The 15,145-nt window shown below is 62.7% G+C and carries 15 protein-coding genes; 4 read left to right on the forward strand and 11 right to left on the reverse strand.

Annotated features, from left to right (window positions below):
* Positions 1–29: 29 nt before the first annotated feature.
* The 3 genes from tsaB to ppc all read right to left on the reverse strand — a co-directional run bounded on the left by tsaB (position 30) and on the right by ppc (position 4,362).
* A complete protein-coding gene (gene tsaB / locus AC1RCO_RS10845; RefSeq protein ID WP_019093910.1) occupies positions 30–704 on the reverse strand; it encodes a tRNA (adenosine(37)-N6)-threonylcarbamoyltransferase complex dimerization subunit type 1 TsaB in 675 nt (224 codons plus the stop codon).
* A gap of 90 nt (positions 705–794) precedes the next feature.
* Entirely contained in the window at positions 795–1,442 is a 648-nt protein-coding gene (gene adk, locus AC1RCO_RS10850; protein ID WP_015634313.1) for an adenylate kinase, read from the reverse strand.
* Between the two features lie 289 nt (positions 1,443–1,731).
* Positions 1,732–4,362, reverse strand: coding sequence for a phosphoenolpyruvate carboxylase (gene ppc / locus AC1RCO_RS10855; RefSeq protein WP_011059495.1), 2,631 nt, complete (start codon positions 4,360–4,362; stop codon positions 1,732–1,734).
* Between the two features lie 204 nt (positions 4,363–4,566).
* On the opposite strand from ppc, the gene AC1RCO_RS10860 reads away from it, so the two are divergent.
* From AC1RCO_RS10860 to lptF, 3 genes are all read left to right on the forward strand, one after another.
* A complete protein-coding gene (locus AC1RCO_RS10860; RefSeq protein ID WP_015634311.1) occupies positions 4,567–4,911 on the forward strand; it encodes a hypothetical protein in 345 nt (114 codons plus the stop codon).
* Between the two features lie 288 nt (positions 4,912–5,199).
* Entirely contained in the window at positions 5,200–5,613 is a 414-nt protein-coding gene (locus AC1RCO_RS10865; RefSeq protein ID WP_011059493.1) for a DUF4398 domain-containing protein, read from the forward strand.
* Between the two features lie 53 nt (positions 5,614–5,666).
* Entirely contained in the window at positions 5,667–6,455 is a 789-nt protein-coding gene (gene lptF, locus AC1RCO_RS10870; RefSeq protein WP_011059492.1) for a lipotoxin F family OmpA-related lipoprotein LptF, read from the forward strand.
* A 112-nt stretch (positions 6,456–6,567) separates the two neighbouring features.
* On the opposite strand, the gene AC1RCO_RS10875 is transcribed toward lptF, so the two are convergent.
* The 7 genes from AC1RCO_RS10875 to prfB form a co-directional block, all read right to left on the reverse strand.
* Positions 6,568–6,894: a PA3694 family proteiin gene (locus AC1RCO_RS10875; protein WP_011059491.1), complete on the reverse strand. Its 327-nt coding sequence runs from the start codon at positions 6,892–6,894 to the stop codon at positions 6,568–6,570.
* Positions 6,891–7,817, reverse strand: a complete 927-nt coding sequence (locus AC1RCO_RS10880) for an alpha/beta hydrolase (RefSeq protein ID WP_019093912.1) — start codon at positions 7,815–7,817, stop codon at positions 6,891–6,893. The genes AC1RCO_RS10875 and AC1RCO_RS10880 overlap by 4 nt, the downstream gene beginning before the upstream one ends.
* A 117-nt stretch (positions 7,818–7,934) precedes the next feature.
* A complete protein-coding gene (locus AC1RCO_RS10885) occupies positions 7,935–9,212 on the reverse strand; it encodes a flavohemoglobin expression-modulating QEGLA motif protein (protein ID WP_011059489.1) in 1,278 nt (425 codons plus the stop codon).
* A gap of 35 nt (positions 9,213–9,247) precedes the next feature.
* Positions 9,248–9,793 carry a hypothetical protein gene (locus AC1RCO_RS10890; protein WP_015634309.1) on the reverse strand — a complete coding sequence of 182 codons (546 nt, stop codon included), beginning with the start codon at positions 9,791–9,793 and terminating at the stop codon, positions 9,248–9,250.
* An 88-nt stretch (positions 9,794–9,881) separates the two neighbouring features.
* A complete protein-coding gene (locus tag AC1RCO_RS10895; RefSeq protein WP_065364558.1) occupies positions 9,882–10,598 on the reverse strand; it encodes a TetR/AcrR family transcriptional regulator in 717 nt (238 codons plus the stop codon).
* 105 nt (positions 10,599–10,703) lie between these two features.
* The gene (lysS, locus tag AC1RCO_RS10900) at positions 10,704–12,206 is read right to left on the reverse strand and encodes a lysine--tRNA ligase (RefSeq protein WP_072451182.1); all 1,503 of its coding nucleotides are present in this window, start codon (positions 12,204–12,206) and stop codon (positions 10,704–10,706) included.
* Positions 12,207–12,318: 112 nt separating this feature from the next.
* A protein-coding gene (gene prfB / locus AC1RCO_RS10905; protein ID WP_100255254.1) for a peptide chain release factor 2 occupies positions 12,319–13,414 on the reverse strand; the annotation gives its coding sequence in 2 pieces (ribosomal slippage) (positions 12,319–13,341 and positions 13,343–13,414; 1,095 coding nt in all).
* A gap of 188 nt (positions 13,415–13,602) precedes the next feature.
* On the opposite strand from prfB, the gene AC1RCO_RS10910 reads away from it, so the two are divergent.
* The gene (locus AC1RCO_RS10910; RefSeq protein ID WP_492617693.1) at positions 13,603–14,118 is read left to right on the forward strand and encodes a hypothetical protein; all 516 of its coding nucleotides are present in this window, start codon (positions 13,603–13,605) and stop codon (positions 14,116–14,118) included.
* A 5-nt stretch (positions 14,119–14,123) separates the two neighbouring features.
* On the opposite strand, the gene AC1RCO_RS10915 is transcribed toward AC1RCO_RS10910, so the two are convergent.
* A complete protein-coding gene (locus AC1RCO_RS10915; RefSeq protein ID WP_011059483.1) occupies positions 14,124–15,125 on the reverse strand; it encodes a response regulator in 1,002 nt (333 codons plus the stop codon).
* Between the last annotated feature and the right edge of the window lie 20 nt (positions 15,126–15,145).

A 15,145-nucleotide genomic window follows, 5' to 3' on the forward strand; every position in this document is an offset into this window, starting at 1 on the left:
CCACATAACCGCGCACATTTGTTCTGGGTTCAACGGGCCTTGGGAGTAGCGACCTTGTCCCGCAGATAGACAGGTTGGGCCTGGTCGGCAACGATCGCCTCGCCGCGCTCCCAGGCAAATTGCGCCAGGGTCAGCAGGTCGACCGCATGCGGCAGCATGCCGGCGTCCTGGCCGCTGAGTTCGACGGCAATGCGCTCGCCATACCCCCAACCGGTGCCCGCACCGAACCAGTCGCCGCTGGAGCCTTCGGGCAGGGCCGCGACTTCCGGCGGCAATACCGCTTCCGCGCCCACCAGGCGCATCTCGCCGGCAACTTCCTGGTAGCAGCCCCAATAGACTTCATCCATGCGCGCATCGATGGCCGAAGCCACCTGGGTCGCGCCATGCTCGCGCAGAGCCCGCTGGGCCAGCACCGCCAGGTTGGATACCGGCAGCACCGGGCGCTCCAGGGCAAAGGCCAGGCCCTGCACCACGCCGATGGCGATGCGCACCCCGGTGAAGGCGCCCGGGCCACGGCCAAAGGCAATGGCCTCGACCTGTTGCAAGGTCACCCCGGCATTGGCCAGCAGCTCCTGGATCATCGGCAACAGCTTCTGCGCATGCAGGCGCGGGATCACCTCGTAATGGCTCGTGACCTTGCCGTCATGCAGCAAAGCAACGGAGCAAGCTTCAGTCGCGGTGTCCAGGGCCAGCAAGGTGCTCATTCGGGGTTCCATAGGCATTGAAAAAAGTGACGCATTATAAACAGCAACGGCCCGCAAGCGGGCCGTTCAACGATCAAACGCTCAGGCAACTCAGCTCAGGGCTTCGAGTACCTTGCCGGTGATCACTTCCACCGAACCGACGCCAGGGATATGGCTGTACTTAGGCTTGCCCTGGGTGGCAGCCAGTTGCTGGTAGAACTCCACCAGCGGCTTGGTCTGCGAGTGGTAGACCGACAGGCGATGACGCACGGTTTCCTCGGTGTCGTCCTTGCGCTGCACCAGGTCTTCACCGGTGATGTCATCCTTGCCGGCGATCTTCGGCGGGTTATAGACGGTGTGGTAGACCCGGCCCGAAGCTTCGTGCACACGGCGACCGGCGATGCGCTGGACGATCTCTTCGTCGTCGACGGCGATTTCCACCACGTTGTCCAGCTCGACTCCGGCCTTCACCAGCGCTTCGGCCTGGGGAATGGTGCGCGGGAAGCCGTCGAACAGGAAGCCATTGGCGCAGTCGGCCTGGCTGATGCGTTCCTTGACCAGGTTGATGATCAGGTCATCGGACACCAGGCCACCGCTGTCCATCACGCTCTTGGCCTTCAGGCCCAGCTCGGTGCCGGCCTTGACCGCAGCACGCAGCATGTCACCGGTGGAGATCTGTGGAATACCGAACTTTTCGGTGATGAACTTTGCCTGAGTACCTTTACCGGCCCCGGGAGCTCCCAGCAGAATTACGCGCATCGATGTGCTCCTCAATTTTTTATTTAGAAACGCTCGGATTCGCCTCGTGGGGCCAATCTCAAAAATGGGGGTGTGGCCGCCCAAACGGCCAAAGGCTGATCAAGATACACAGCCGACACAGCGCACACAAGCAGTCGAAAGTCGGAGGAACCCGGCCCTTTTGTGCCCCATTGGCCGGGTAGAACAAGTCGCAACCCGACAACAAAGTGTCGCCAGATGAACCAGAACGACACCTCGCAATTGCCTTGATCGGGGCTGCCGCGCAGCTGGCCGGCAGCCCTCTCGCACCTCAGCCGGTATTGCGCAAGCCAGCGGCGATACCGGCCACGGAGACCAGCAACGCCTGTTCCACGGGGCTTCCTTGCGGCGCCTGCTGCTTGCGCGAGCGCGCCAGCAGCTCGGCCTGCAACAGATGCAGCGGGTCGAGGTAGGTGTTGCGCAGGCGGATGAACTCCAGGGTATCGGGGCTGTGCGCCAGCAGTTGCGACTGCCCGGTCAGGCCCAGGACCACCGCGCAAGCCTGCGACAATAGGTCGCGTAAATGCTCGCCCAACGGCAACAGTTCGGCCTCCACCAGGCGCTCGTCATAGGAGCGGGCAATATCCGCATCGGCCTTGGCCAGCACCATCTCCAGCATGTCGATGCGGGTGCGGAAAAACGGCCATTGCTCACGCATCTGCCCCAGCAGGTCACCCTCGCCACGGGCCAGGGCCTTGCTCAAGGCCGCTTCCCAGCCGAGCCAGGCGGGCAACATCAGGCGGGTCTGGGTCCAGCCGAAGATCCAGGGGATCGCCCGCAGGCTCTCGATGCCCCCGGCACGGCGCTTGGCCGGGCGGCTGCCCAGCGGCAGGCGGCCCAGCTCCTGTTCCGGAGTGGACTGGCGGAAGTACTCGACGAACTGCGGATTGTCCCGCACCACCTCGCGGTAGGCCCGGACGCCATCGCTGGCCAGCTCGTCCATCAGGTGACGCCAGGCCGGCTGCGGTGGCGGCGGCGGCAACAGGGTCGCCTCCAGTACCGCGGCCAGATAGAGATTGAGGTTCTGCTCGGCGATGTCCGGCAGGCCGAATTTGAAGCGGATCATTTCCCCTTGCTCGGTGGTGCGGAAACGCCCCGCCACCGAGCCCGGCGGCTGCGACAGAATGGCCGCGTGGGCCGGGCCGCCGCCACGCCCCACGGTGCCACCGCGGCCGTGGAACAGCAGCAGTTCCACCTGTTGCTCGCGGCAGATGTCCACCAGCCGCTCCTGGGCCCGGTACTGGGCCCAGGCAGCAGCCGTGGTGCCGGCATCCTTGGCCGAGTCGGAGTAGCCGATCATCACTTCCTGCGGCCCTTGCAGGCGCGAACGATAGCCCGGCATGTGCAGCAGTTTTTCCATCACCGGGCCGGCGTTGTCCAGGTCCGCCAGGGTCTCGAACAGAGGCACCACGCGCATCGGCCGCAGCACACCGGATTCCTTGAGCAGCAACTGCACTGCCAGCACATCGGAGGCCGCGCCGGCCATGGAAATCACATAGGAACCCAGGGACGCCGCTGGCGCACCAGCAATTTCGCGGCAGGTGGCGAGCACTTCGGCGGTGTCCGCCGAGGGCTTGAAATAGCCTGGCAACAACGGCCGACGGCTGCTCAGTTCGCGCATCAGGAAGGTGATGCGATCCTCCTCGCTCCAGTCCTCGTAACGCCCCAGGCCCAGGTAATCGGTGATTTCGGTCATGGCCGAGGTATGCCGGCTGGAATCCTGGCGTACATCCAGGCGCACCAGGAACAGACCGAAGGTCACTGCCCGGCGCAGACAGTCGAGCAGCGGCCCGTCGGCAATCACTCCCATGCCGCACTCGTGCAACGACTGGTAGCACAGCTGCAGCGGCTCCAGCAGGTCACGGTTGTTGTGCAACACCTCGGCGCCCGCCGGCACCGCCGCGCTGAGCGCCGCGTGGGCCCAGTTGCGGGTGGCCCGCAGGCGTTCGCGCAATTGCTTGAGCAGCGCCCGATAAGGCTCGGCGCTATCTCCGGCCCTGGCCAGGAGCGCCGGGCTGGCCTGCTGCATGGACAGCTCGGCCGCCAGGTGGTCGATGTCCCGCAGGTACAGGTCGGCGGCCATCCAGCGCGCCAGCAGCAGCACTTCGCGGGTTACCGCAGCGGTGACATTGGGGTTGCCATCACGGTCGCCGCCCATCCACGACGCAAAGCGGATCGGCGCCGACTCCAGCGGCAGGTGCAGCCCGGTGGCCTCGAACAAGGCCTTGTCGGCCTTGCGCAGGTAATTGGGGATCGCCTGCCACAGCGAATGCTCGATCACCGCAAAGCCCCACTTGGCTTCATCCACCGGAGTGGGTCGGGTCCGACGGATTTCCTCGGTGTGCCAGGCCTCGGCGATCAAGCGTTGCAGGCGCTCCTGGATCTGCCCGCGCTCGGCGCTGGTGAGGTCACGGTGGTCCTGGGCCGCCAGTTGCCCGGCAATCGCATCGTATTTCTGGATCAGGGTGCGGCGCGCCACTTCGGTGGGGTGAGCGGTCAGCACCAGCTCGATTTCCAGGCGCCCCAGTTGCCGGGCCAGAGCATCGGCGCTGTGCCCTTCGGCGCGCAGGCGAGCCAGCAGCTCCGGCAGCACCCGAGCCTCGAAGGGTGCAGGCTGCGACTCGTCGCGGCGGTGGATCAACTGATACTGCTCGGCGATGTTCGCCAGGTTGAGGAACTGGTTGAAGGCCCTGGCCACCGGCAGCAGTTCGTCCTCGCTCAACTGGTCGAGGCTGGCGCTCAGCTCGGCCCCCGGCGAGCCCCGGCGATCGGCCTTGGCGCCTTTGCGAATCTGCTCGATCTTGTCGAGGAAAGCCTCCCCGTACTGGTCGCGAATGGTATTGCCCAGCAGTTCCCCCAAGAGGTGAACGTCTTCGCGCAAGCGCGCATCAATATCGGTCATCGAGGTGTTCTCCAGCGGACTCAAGGCGGCACGGAAGGCTCAAGAGTGCCGCCTGCACACCTCGCTTAGCAAGCGTGGGGCAAAGCGCACCAAACCTTCGGCGATGCAGCTAGTCTCAAGCATAGGCCGCACGAGGGCCGCCTACCGGCCCCGGCCGGTCCACTCAACCCAGCCTGCCACGAGCAGGTGTTCATTGAGGTCATCATGAAAATCCGTGAACTTGCGCAACACTGGGAAGAAAACGCCAAGGGTCGCCTGACCCGGACCGGCTACCGGATTCACCTGGATGTGGAAGCCGCCGCACGCCTGGCCGCCCTTTCCGAGATGTACCCCAAACGCCAGACCGAAGAACTGCTCGGCGAACTGATCGGCGCCGCCCTGGAAGAGCTGGAGGCGAGCTTCCCCTACATCCAGGGCCAGCACGTCGTGGCCACCGATGAAGAGGGCGATCCACTGTACGAGGATGTGGGTCCCACCCCTCGTTTCCTGGCATTGTCGCGCCAGCATCTGCACCTGCTGGCGAGCCAGTCCGACAAGCCCAAGCACTGACCTTCCACACTCCCGCGCACACCTGACAATCATCCTTCCCGGCCCTGCAAAGGGTCGGGGATACCCCTGCGCACGGCAAAAGTTCCCGATCTAGAGCCCTGTCCGATGCGTCAGATTTTTTTCCGGCCAATCGCCATCTTTCTCTGAACTATTCAAAAAAGCCTCGGGTCACACCCATTAGCCATCACTGGAACGGCCGTTTCAAATTTTGCCATCAGCGCTCGTCGTCACTGAAGCGTCACGGCGCCAGAACCAGGATGGATTTTGATGTTTTCCAGGAGTTACCCAATGGAGTTGAAGACCATGAAGATCAGCACTGCCAAATCCTCGTTCACCTCTCTGCGCGGGCTGAAGCTGGCCGCGCTGGCCCTCGGTAGCAGCATGGTTCTGGCCGGTTGTGCCGGGAACCCGCCCACCGAGCAGTACGCGGTCACGCAATCTGCGGTCAATAGCGCAGTGAGCGCAGGCGGTACCGAATTTGCTGCCGTGGAAATGAAGTCGGCGCAGGACAAGCTCAAGCAAGCCGAGATTGCCATGCACGACAAGAAGTACGACGAAGCCCGCCGCCTGGCTGAACAAGCCGAGTGGGACGCCCGCGTAGCAGAGCGCAAGGCCCAGGCCGCCAAGGCCGAGCAGGCGCTGAAAGACTCGCAGAAAGGCGTTCAGGAACTGCGTCAGGAAGGCATGCGTAGCGTGCAATAAGAAGCCGCCGCCGATTCCCACGTACTCGTATTTGATTGAAAGGACGAACCATTATGCGCAAACAATTGATGATCCCAGCCCTGTTGGCCATGAGCGTAGCCCTGGCGGCCTGCTCCACCCCGCCTAACGCCAACCTGGAAAACGCCCGCACCAACTTCTCCGCCCTGCAGGCCAACCCGCAGGCCAGCAAGGTCGCCGCCCTGGAAACCAAGGACGCCGCCGACTGGATGGACAAGGCCGACAAGGCCTACCTGAACAAGGACGACGAGAAGAAGGTCGACCAACTGGCCTACCTGACCAACCAGCGGGTTGAAGTGGCCAAGGAAACCATTGCCCTGCGCACCGCCGAAGCCAAGCTCAAGGACGCCGGCGACCAGCGCGCCCGCGCCATCCTCGATGCCCGCGACGCGCAGATCAAGCAGTTGCAGGACAGCCTCAACGCCAAGCAGACCGACCGCGGCACCCTGGTGACCTTCGGTGACGTGCTGTTCGCCACCAACAAGTCCGACCTGAAATCCAGCGGCCTGGTGAACATCAACAAGCTGGCGCAATTCCTCCAGCAGAACCCCGATCGCAAGGTGATCGTCGAAGGCTACACCGACAGCACCGGCAGCGATTCCTACAACCAGTCGCTGTCCGAGCGCCGTGCCGGCTCGGTGCAGATGGCTCTGATCCGCATGGGTATCGACCCGGCGCGCATCGTCAGCCAGGGTTATGGCAAGGAATATCCGGTGGCCGATAACGGCAGTGTTTCCGGCCGCGCCATGAACCGTCGCGTGGAAGTCACCATCTCCAACGACAACCAGCCGGTAGCACCACGTTCGTCGGTCAGCCGCAACTGATCGGGCACCCTGCCTATATAGGCAGGTAAGACAAAACGCCGCCGACCTCTTCAGGTCGGCGGCGTTTTTTTATGCCGTTATCCATGTAGGAGCCGGCTTGCCGGCGAACAGATCACTGCTCCAGTTGCGGGGTTTCCTGCCCCATGCAACGCACGGCCTGCTTCTTCTTGTTCACCAGCACCCCGGTCAGGCCTTTCTGCTGGGTGTCGAACAGCACCAGTACACCGTCGATGCACTGGGCCACTTCATCGGCCGGTTGCAGGGAGATCTTGTAGTCCTCGCCGGGCACGGTCTTGAGCATGGTGAAGTCGCTGAGCAGCAATGCATCCTCCGGTTTGGCGAAGTGCAGGTAGCCGTAGTACCACAGGCTGCCCACGGTGACGATGATGCTGCAGATACCGGTGATGATCATGGGAATGGCGTTGCGTTCTTCACTCATTGCGGACTCTCTGGAGGTTCAACTGCTGAATTCGGGGGCGTCGGGTAATTGGGGATCTCCCCCAGGCGGCGCAACCCGTCGAAATGCTGCGGATCATCGAGGTAGCGCAGCATCACGCGGCGCCAGGTCGGATCGGCAAAGGTTTGCACATGGCCGCCGCGGGTCAGTTGCAGGACCCTGGGCGGGGGCGCAGCTTGATACACACGGATGCCATTGGAAAGGGGCACGATGGGATCGTCGATGCTGTGGTAGATCAGTTTCGGTACCCCGGTCAGGCGCGGCATCGAGTGAATCGCGCTGTCGGTGTCCGGCACCAGCCACGACAACGGCACCTGCAACGGCCAGGTCAGCCAGGAAGTGCTCAGGGCATAGCGCCCGACATCGCGATAACTGGCCGGTACGCCATCGAGGACGATGGCCTTGAGCTGGGCCTGACGTTCGGGGTGCTGTACCAGGTAGTGGATGGCCAGGGCGCCGCCCAGGCTTTGCCCCAGCACGATCAATGGCTTGCCCTGCACTTCGGGGGCCTGGTCCAGCCACTTGAACGCGGCATCCAGATCCTGATAGATCGCCGGCAGGCTCGGTGCACCTTCGGACAGGCCATAACCGCGATAGTCCACCAGCAGCACCTGATAGCCCTGCTCCGGCAGCCACCAACTACCCCCCAGGTGCCAGGCCAGATTGCCGCCGTTGCCATGCAGGTGCAGCACCGTGCCCTTGACCGCCACTCCGGGTTTGGCCGGCAGCCACCAGCCGTGCAGCTTGAGGCCATCGGCGGTGGTCAGGGTCACGTCACGGTATTCGAGCCTGGCCCGCTCAGGGGTGAAAGGCAGCCCGGGTTCGGGATAGAACAGCAACGAACTGCAGCCCTGCAGGCCCAGCAGCAGGGCAAATACCGCGCAACACTTCAGTAGCCGGCTCATCCGCAGCCCCCTGGCCTGTACCCGGATGGGCGCTGAAGGCCCTGCGGGCCTTGTCGCAGCCTGTGCCAGTGGCTACAGCTGTCTGTGGATACGTCCATGTACGCCCCCCGGCAGAAGTCAAAGAATGTTGGAGTAGTCCGCCTCGATCCGGTCCAGGCTCAGATGGTTGAGGAAGTTGGAGAAACACATCCAGGCCGACAGCGCGTTCATGTCGCGAAACTGTTCGGGCAGGTACTTGGGTGCCACCACCAGCCCTTCGTCCACCAGCTGGCGCAGGGTGCGCATGTCCTCGAGGGTGGTCTTGCCGCAGAACAGCAGCGGCACCTGCTCCAGCTTGCCCTTGCGCACAGCCAGCTGAATGTAGTTGTAAACCATGATGAAGCCCTTGAGGTAGGACAAGTCTTTGGTAAACGGCAGCCCCGTGGGCACCGACCCGCGGAACACCCGGCTGGCATTGCCGTAGCTCTCGGCCATCTCGAAGCCCTGCTCGCGGAAGAACTCGAACACCTGCAGGAAGTCCGCGCCCTCCTCCACCATATGGATGGCCCGGGTGCGGTTGGTCAGCTTGCGCAAGCGGCTGGGGTAAGAGGCAAAGGTGATGATCTCCATCAGGATCGCCAGCCCCTCCTGGGTCACCGTGGACGAGGGCGGGCCCTTGGCCAGGAAGGTGCAGATCGGCTGGTTGAGGCCGTTCAGGGTGGTGCCCACGTGCACCAGCCCCTCATGGACTTCCAGGGCTCGCACGTCACGGTTGTTGAACATCGCATCGCTGCGGATCTTGATGTAGTCGGCGCCCGCCGCGGCGTCGGCGACGATACCGTCGGACTCGAACACCCGGATGGTTTCCTCCGCCTCGCCGAACACCTTGTTCAGGCGGCTCTGCAGCAGGCTCACGGCATCCTTGGCACTCAGGGTCTTGGGTTCGTCCTTGAGATCGCCCCGACCGTCGATGTTGTTCAGGTAATCGGACATCATCAGCCCCAGGTCCGCCAGGGTCGGGTCGCCGGCATGGAAGGCATCGGATGCGGCGCCGTACAGCTCCTGCGAGATCAGGCCGAAGTCGCCGGTACCCCGTGCTTCGAGCATGCGTACCACCATGCGGTATTCCTTGCACATGCGGCGCATGATCTGCCCCACCGGGTTGAACTGGCCCAGTTGGCGGGTGATGTCGCGCTCGATGTTCTGGAATTCCAGCTTCACTGCGCCAGAATCGAAAGACAGTGGCCGCCCCTCGTAATAGGCGCGGTCCACCGCCGGCATTTCCTTGCCCTTGGCCTTGAGAAAGCCTTTGCGGACGTTCTCGTCCCACTTCACCGCATCCAGCACGCGGATCGGTGTCTGGGCCAGCACTATGCGATCGGACAAGGTGCGTATCGTCTGCTGGTAATCGTCCACCAAAAGCTCCTATTGAATGGGTCTGTAGCGCGGGGTCACTTGCCCACGCGCTTGAAGCGCGCCGCCTCGACGAACAAGTCGGAATTGGCGGGGTCGTCAAGGTAGGCGAAGACCTCGGGCAAGGGGCTGCTGATCAGCACGCCATCGCCTTCGGCCGTGGCCATGGGCTCACCGTTCAAGGCCTTTTGACCCAGGGCCTGGCGAATCTGTTCCAGGTCCAGGGTGTAAAGCACCAGTTCGTGCCTTGCCGTCAACTCGAAGCCGGCAATGCTGTAGTGCCCGCCAAAGGCCTGGGGCACCGCCGCTGACAGGTACCAGCGGTTGCCATGCCGGGACACGGTGAAATCATAGGTGTCCCGCGGGCGCGCCGTGCCGCCTGGGTAACTCGAGGCACGGTAGCGGTTGGCGCCGATCTGGCTGAGCTGGATGTTCAGCGGCTCGCCCCAGGCATTCTTGCTGGCCCACTTGCCCAGCAATTGGGCAGGCGCCGCCTGCGCAGCCGGCAGCGGCTCCTTGAAGGCCACCAGGCAACCGCTGAGCAGCAGGAACGACAGGGCAATCAGGACGCGCCAGGCTTGCATGCAACTCTCCCATGAACACCAGAATCACTGTAGCCGCTGGCGCGGGCCACGACCGCCAGGCCGCAGCCGGCAAGCCAGGCCGGGCGGCTCAGACCGAAGCCAGAACCAGATGCATGTAGCGCGTGAGGATGCCGAGCATCTCTTCTTCCACCAGCGGCTCGGCGCCGTTGAGCAGGCCCTGATATTCCATCCGGCCGATTATCGACGTCAATACCTTGGCATCCTGCTGCGGCTCCCGCGAGCCCAAGACCTGGAAAAACTGGCAAGTGCCGTGCAGCAGGATCTGCTGGTGCGAGCGCACCAGCTGCGCCAGGCGCGGGTTAAGCAAGGCTTCCTGGCGGAAGGCCTGTTCGGCCATCAAGTGTTCACGACGGGTATTCAACTGGCGCCGTACGTAATCGGCGGTCATACGCGCGATATCGTCGGCCAGTTGCGAGCGCGAGGCGGCGCTGCCGTCGCCATAGGCGACCATTTCCCGCAGCAGCCCCTCGTTGCTGGCCCACAGCTTGGCCATGAACGCCGCGCTGCGCTCCACGTACTGGGCAAAGGTATCGGTGAGCAGGTCATCGATATCCTTGAAGTAATAGGTGGTGGCCGACAAGGGCACACCGGCTTCGGCGGCCACCGCACGATGGCGCACGGCCCGCACGCCGTCACGCACGACAATGCGCATGGCGGCATCGAGAATATCCTGTCTACGCTGCTCACTGCCTTGGCGGCTGGCCTTGCGGCCCTGGTACTGAACACTTTCAGCCACCGCAGTGGCGATGCCAGCTGCACCTTCTTGAGCAATTGCGCGGTTCACGACAGGTATTCCCTCTTAAAAATCACACAGAATTAGAAGCGGTACGTCAGTTCCAACCAGACAATAAAAAGCCGCCTGATAAAGGCGGCTGATTATTCAGAGCACTTAAGCTTGCGGCCGCATGTGCGGGAACAGGATCACGTCGCGAATCGACGGCGAGTTGGTCAGCAACATCACCAGGCGGTCGATACCGATGCCCTCGCCGGCGGTGGGCGGCATACCGTATTCCAGGGCACGGACGAAGTCGGCGTCGTAGTGCATGGCTTCGTCATCACCGGCGTCCTTGTCCGCCACCTGGGCCATGAAGCGCTCTGCCTGGTCTTCCGCGTCGTTCAACTCGGAGTAGGCGTTGGCGATTTCGCGACCACCAATGAACAGCTCGAAACGGTCGGTGACGTTGGGGTTATCGTCGTTGCGACGGGCCAGCGGCGACACTTCGAACGGGTACTGGGTAATGAAGTGCGGCTGCTCCAGCTTGTGCTCCACCAGTTCCTCGAAAATCATCACCTGCAACTTGCCCAGGCCTTCGAAGCCCAGCACCTTGGCACCGGCCTTCTTGGCAATGGCGCGAGCCTTGTCGATGTCGTTCAGGTCATCAGCGGTCAGTTCGGGGTTGTACTTGAGGATCGAGTCGAACACCGACAGGCGCGCGAACGGCTCGCCGAAGTGGAACACCTTGTCGCCGTACGGCACGTCGGTGCTGCCCAGGACCAACTGCGCCAGTTCGCGGAACAGTTCTTCGGTCAGGTCCATGTTGTCTTCGTAGTCGGCGTAAGCCTGGTAGAACTCCAACATGGTGAATTCAGGGTTGTGACGGGTCGAAACGCCTTCGTTACGGAAGTTGCGGTTGATCTCGAACACTTTCTCGAAACCGCCAACCACCAGGCGCTTCAGATACAGCTCAGGGGCGATACGCAGGAACATTTCCATGTCCAGCGCGTTGTGGTGGGTTTCGAACGGCTTGGCCGCCGCGCCGCCAGGGATGGTCTGCAGCATCGGCGTTTCGACTTCGAGGAAGTCGCGCTTCATCAGGAAGCTGCGGATGTGGGCGATCACTTGCGAACGCACGCGGAAAGTCTGGCGTACTTCTTCGTTGACGATCAGGTCGACGTAGCGCTGACGGTAGCGCTGCTCGGTGTCGGTCAGGCCGTGGTGCTTGTCCGGCAGCGGGCGCAGCGACTTGGTCAGCAGGCGCACATTGGTCATTTCAACGTACAGGTCACCCTTGCCGGAACGGGCCAGAGTGCCTTCGGCAGCGATGATGTCGCCCATGTCCCAGGTCTTGACGCAGGCCAGGGTTTCTTCGGACAGGGTTTTACGGTTGACGTAGACCTGAATGCGACCGGTCATGTCCTGGATCACCATGAACGAGCCACGGTTGAGCATGATGCGACCGGCAACCTTGACCGGGATTGCAGCCTCTGCGAGCTCTTCCTTGGTCTTGTCCGCGTATTTCTTCTGCAGATCTTCGCAGTAGTTTTCGCGGCGGAAGTCGTTCGGGAAGGCATTGCCCTTGGCGCGCTCGGCAGCAAGCTTTTCCTTGCGCAGGGCGATCAGGGAGTTTTCTTCCTGTTGCAGGGCTTGCGGGTCGAGTTGTTGGTCGCTCATGTCTTTTGAAATTCCATCACAGGTTCATTGCCCCCAGGCCTTCGGCCTGGAGATCGCCGGCAAGCCGGCTCCTACGGGATCGCACCGTGTCAGCCGATCCCGTATTGCAGTATTACAAGCCCGATTTCAGGCTGGCTTCCAGGTATTCGTCGATGTCGCCGTCGAGTACCTTGTCGCAGTCGCTGCGTTCGATGTTGGTGCGCAGATCCTTGATCCGCGACGCATCGAGCACGTAGGAGCGGATCTGGTGACCCCAGCCGATGTCCGACTTGGTGTCTTCCAGCGCTTGCGACGCGGCGTTGCGCTTCTGCATTTCCTGCTCGTACAACTTGGCCCGCAGCATTTTCATGGCGGTGTCCTTGTTGGCGTGCTGGGAACGTTCGTTCTGGCAGCTGACCACGGTGTTGGTCGGTACGTGGGTGATACGTACGGCCGAGTCGGTGGTGTTTACGTGCTGACCACCGGCACCGGAGGAACGATAGGTGTCGATCCGCAGGTCTGCCGGGTTGATTTCGATTTCCACCTTGTCGTCGATCTCGGGCGAGACGAAAACGGCGGAAAACGAGGTGTGGCGACGGTTGCCGGAGTCGAACGGGCTCTTGCGCACCAGACGGTGCACGCCGATCTCGGTGCGCAGCCAGCCAAAGGCGTATTCGCCCTTGATGTGCACGGTCGCACCTTTGATACCGGCGACTTCACCGGCCGACAGTTCCATGATGGTCGCGTCGAAACCGCGTTTGTCGGCCCAGCGCAGGTACATGCGCAGCAGGATGTTGGCCCAGTCCTGGGCCTCGGTGCCGCCGGAGCCGGCCTGGATGTCCAGGTAGGCGTTGTTCGGGTCCATTTCGTGGCTGAACATGCGGCGGAATTCGAGCTTGGCGAGGTTTTCCTCGAGACGGGCCAGCTCGGCGACGACATCGCCCACCGCGCCTTCGTCCTCTTCCTCGACCGCCATGTCCAGCAGATCGCGGCAATCGGCCAGGCCGCCGTTCAGTTCGTCCAGGGTCTCGACGATCTGTGCCAGCGCTGCGCGCTCGCGGCCCAGTTCCTGGGCGTATTCGGGTTTGTTCCAGACACTCGGATCTTCAAGCTCGCGATTGACCTCGGTCAGACGCTCATGCTTTTGATCGTAGTCAAAGATACCCCCGAATAGTTTCGGAGCGCTCGGACAGGTCCTTGATGGTGTTCAGGATCGGGTTGATTTCCATGGGGGGCGGCACTCGTTGGCGAACTTTTGAAAGCCGGAGATTATAACGGAATCACTGATTCACGGCAGCCCGCTTAGCGGCTTTAAGCGCAATTAGACCCGCTAATTTAAGCGCCAGGACCTATACAATCCGAGCGTGAATGCCACTTCTCGCACTCGATTGCCAGCAGAACCAGGAAACAGCCCGCCATGGAGAGAACCCTCAGCGACTCGCAAATCCGCTACATCAAGGCCCGCGAGCGTCGCAATCTCAGGGGAGCACAGGCATTCATATGCCTGTTCCTGAGCCTGTTCGTGCTGATCCTGCTGCAAGGGGTCTGGCTGTTGATCTCCCCACAGCTGGCCTGCGCCCTGCTGGTGCCGTGGGCGATCTTCCTGTGGCGGTGGGTCTTCCATCGTCTGAAAGGCCAGCAAAGCGAGGTGGCAGCCCGGACCCAGTGGCTGCAAGGTCAATTCAGCGCCACCTGGGTCTCCAGCCACAGAAATGGCCACTTCAGCTACAGCTTCGGTGACTACCCCATCGCCGCCTGCTGCCGGCTGAACAACCTCTTCAACGAGAAAAGGCTCGACCTGCACACCCGATACAGGGTCGAAGCCGCCCTTCTCACCTGCTCGCAAACCGCAAGCCACAGCTACTACCTGTTCGGCGACACCCTGGTGCCCGTCACTCGGGCCCCGGCGACCGACGAGCAGCCTGGAAGCTGAGGCGGTTACTCGATCCCGACCTGGTTGCGGCCGTTGTTCTTGGCCAGGTACAGCCCCTTGTCCGCCGCCGAAATCAACTGCCGGCAATGGCTGTTGGGCTGCGGCGTTACGGTGGAAAGACCGATGCTGATGGTCAGGCTCGCGCCCTCCACCGGCGCGATATGGGGGATTTTCAAGGCTTCCACCGTCTGGCGCAGCTTCTCGGCCACCAGTCGCGCCCCGCCCGGCGAGGTATTGGGCAGCACCAGCACGAACTCTTCGCCGCCGTAGCGGGCCGGCAGGTCGGAAGGCCGGCTGCTGGCCTCGCGAATCGCCGTGGCCACCTTGCGCAGGGCTTCGTCGCCCTCCAGGTGGCCGAAGGTGTCGTTGTAGGTCTTGAAGTAGTCGACGTCGATCATCAACAGCGACAGCTGGCTCTGTTCACGCATCGCCCGCCGCCACTCCAGCTCCAGGTACTCATCGAAATGCCGGCGGTTGGACAGCCCGGTCAGGCCGTCGGAGTTCATCAGCCGTTGCAGCACCAGGTTGGTGTCCAGCAGTTGCTGCTGGCTGACCCGCAGGGCGCGGTAGGCCGCGTCACGCTGCAACAGGGTCATGTAGGAGCGGGAGTGATAGCGAATGCGCGCCACCAGCTCGATGTTGTCCGGCAGCTTGACCAGGTAGTCGTTGGCCCCGGCGGCAAAGGCCGCGCTCTTGATCAGCGGGTCTTCCTTGGTGGAGAGAACGATGATCGGGATGTTCTGGGTCGCCGGGTGGTTGCGGTACTCGCGCACCAGGGTCAGGCCGTCCAGGCCCGGCATCACCAGGTCCTGGAGAATCACCGTGGGCTTGATGCGGATCGCCTGGGCAATGGCCTGGTGCGGATCGGCGCAGAAGTGGAAATCGATGTTTTCCTCGTTCGCCAACCCACGCCGCACCGCTTCGCCGATCATGGCCTGGTCGTCCACCAGCAACACCATGGCGGCATTTTCGTCGGTCTTGAATTCGTCGAGCTGTAAATCATTCATGGGTTGTCACCTGAATTGCT

The sequence above is a fragment of the Pseudomonas sp. GW823-FHT03E05 genome (genome assembly GCF_058796855.1).

Excerpts from the sequence above, each read along its gene's own strand:
- tsaB (WP_019093910.1), bottom strand. The coding sequence starts at position 704 with ATGAGCACCTTGCTGGCCCTGGACACCGCGACTGAAGCTTGCTCCGTT.
- AC1RCO_RS10890 (WP_015634309.1), bottom strand. The coding sequence starts at position 9,793 with ATGCAAGCCTGGCGCGTCCTGATTGCCCTGTCGTTCCTGCTGCTCAGC.
- AC1RCO_RS10910 (WP_492617693.1), top strand. The coding sequence starts at position 13,603 with ATGGAGAGAACCCTCAGCGACTCGCAAATCCGCTACATCAAGGCCCGC.
- AC1RCO_RS10915 (WP_011059483.1), bottom strand. The coding sequence starts at position 15,125 with ATGAATGATTTACAGCTCGACGAATTCAAGACCGACGAAAATGCCGCC.
- AC1RCO_RS10865 (WP_011059493.1), top strand. The coding sequence starts at position 5,200 with ATGGAGTTGAAGACCATGAAGATCAGCACTGCCAAATCCTCGTTCACC.
- AC1RCO_RS10875 (WP_011059491.1), bottom strand. The coding sequence starts at position 6,894 with ATGAGTGAAGAACGCAACGCCATTCCCATGATCATCACCGGTATCTGC.
- AC1RCO_RS10860 (WP_015634311.1), top strand. The coding sequence starts at position 4,567 with ATGAAAATCCGTGAACTTGCGCAACACTGGGAAGAAAACGCCAAGGGT.
- adk (WP_015634313.1), bottom strand. The coding sequence starts at position 1,442 with ATGCGCGTAATTCTGCTGGGAGCTCCCGGGGCCGGTAAAGGTACTCAG.
- lptF (WP_011059492.1), top strand. The coding sequence starts at position 5,667 with ATGCGCAAACAATTGATGATCCCAGCCCTGTTGGCCATGAGCGTAGCC.
- AC1RCO_RS10880 (WP_019093912.1), bottom strand. The coding sequence starts at position 7,817 with ATGAGCCGGCTACTGAAGTGTTGCGCGGTATTTGCCCTGCTGCTGGGC.
- ppc (WP_011059495.1), bottom strand. The coding sequence starts at position 4,362 with ATGACCGATATTGATGCGCGCTTGCGCGAAGACGTTCACCTCTTGGGG.
- lysS (WP_072451182.1), bottom strand. The coding sequence starts at position 12,206 with ATGAGCGACCAACAACTCGACCCGCAAGCCCTGCAACAGGAAGAAAAC.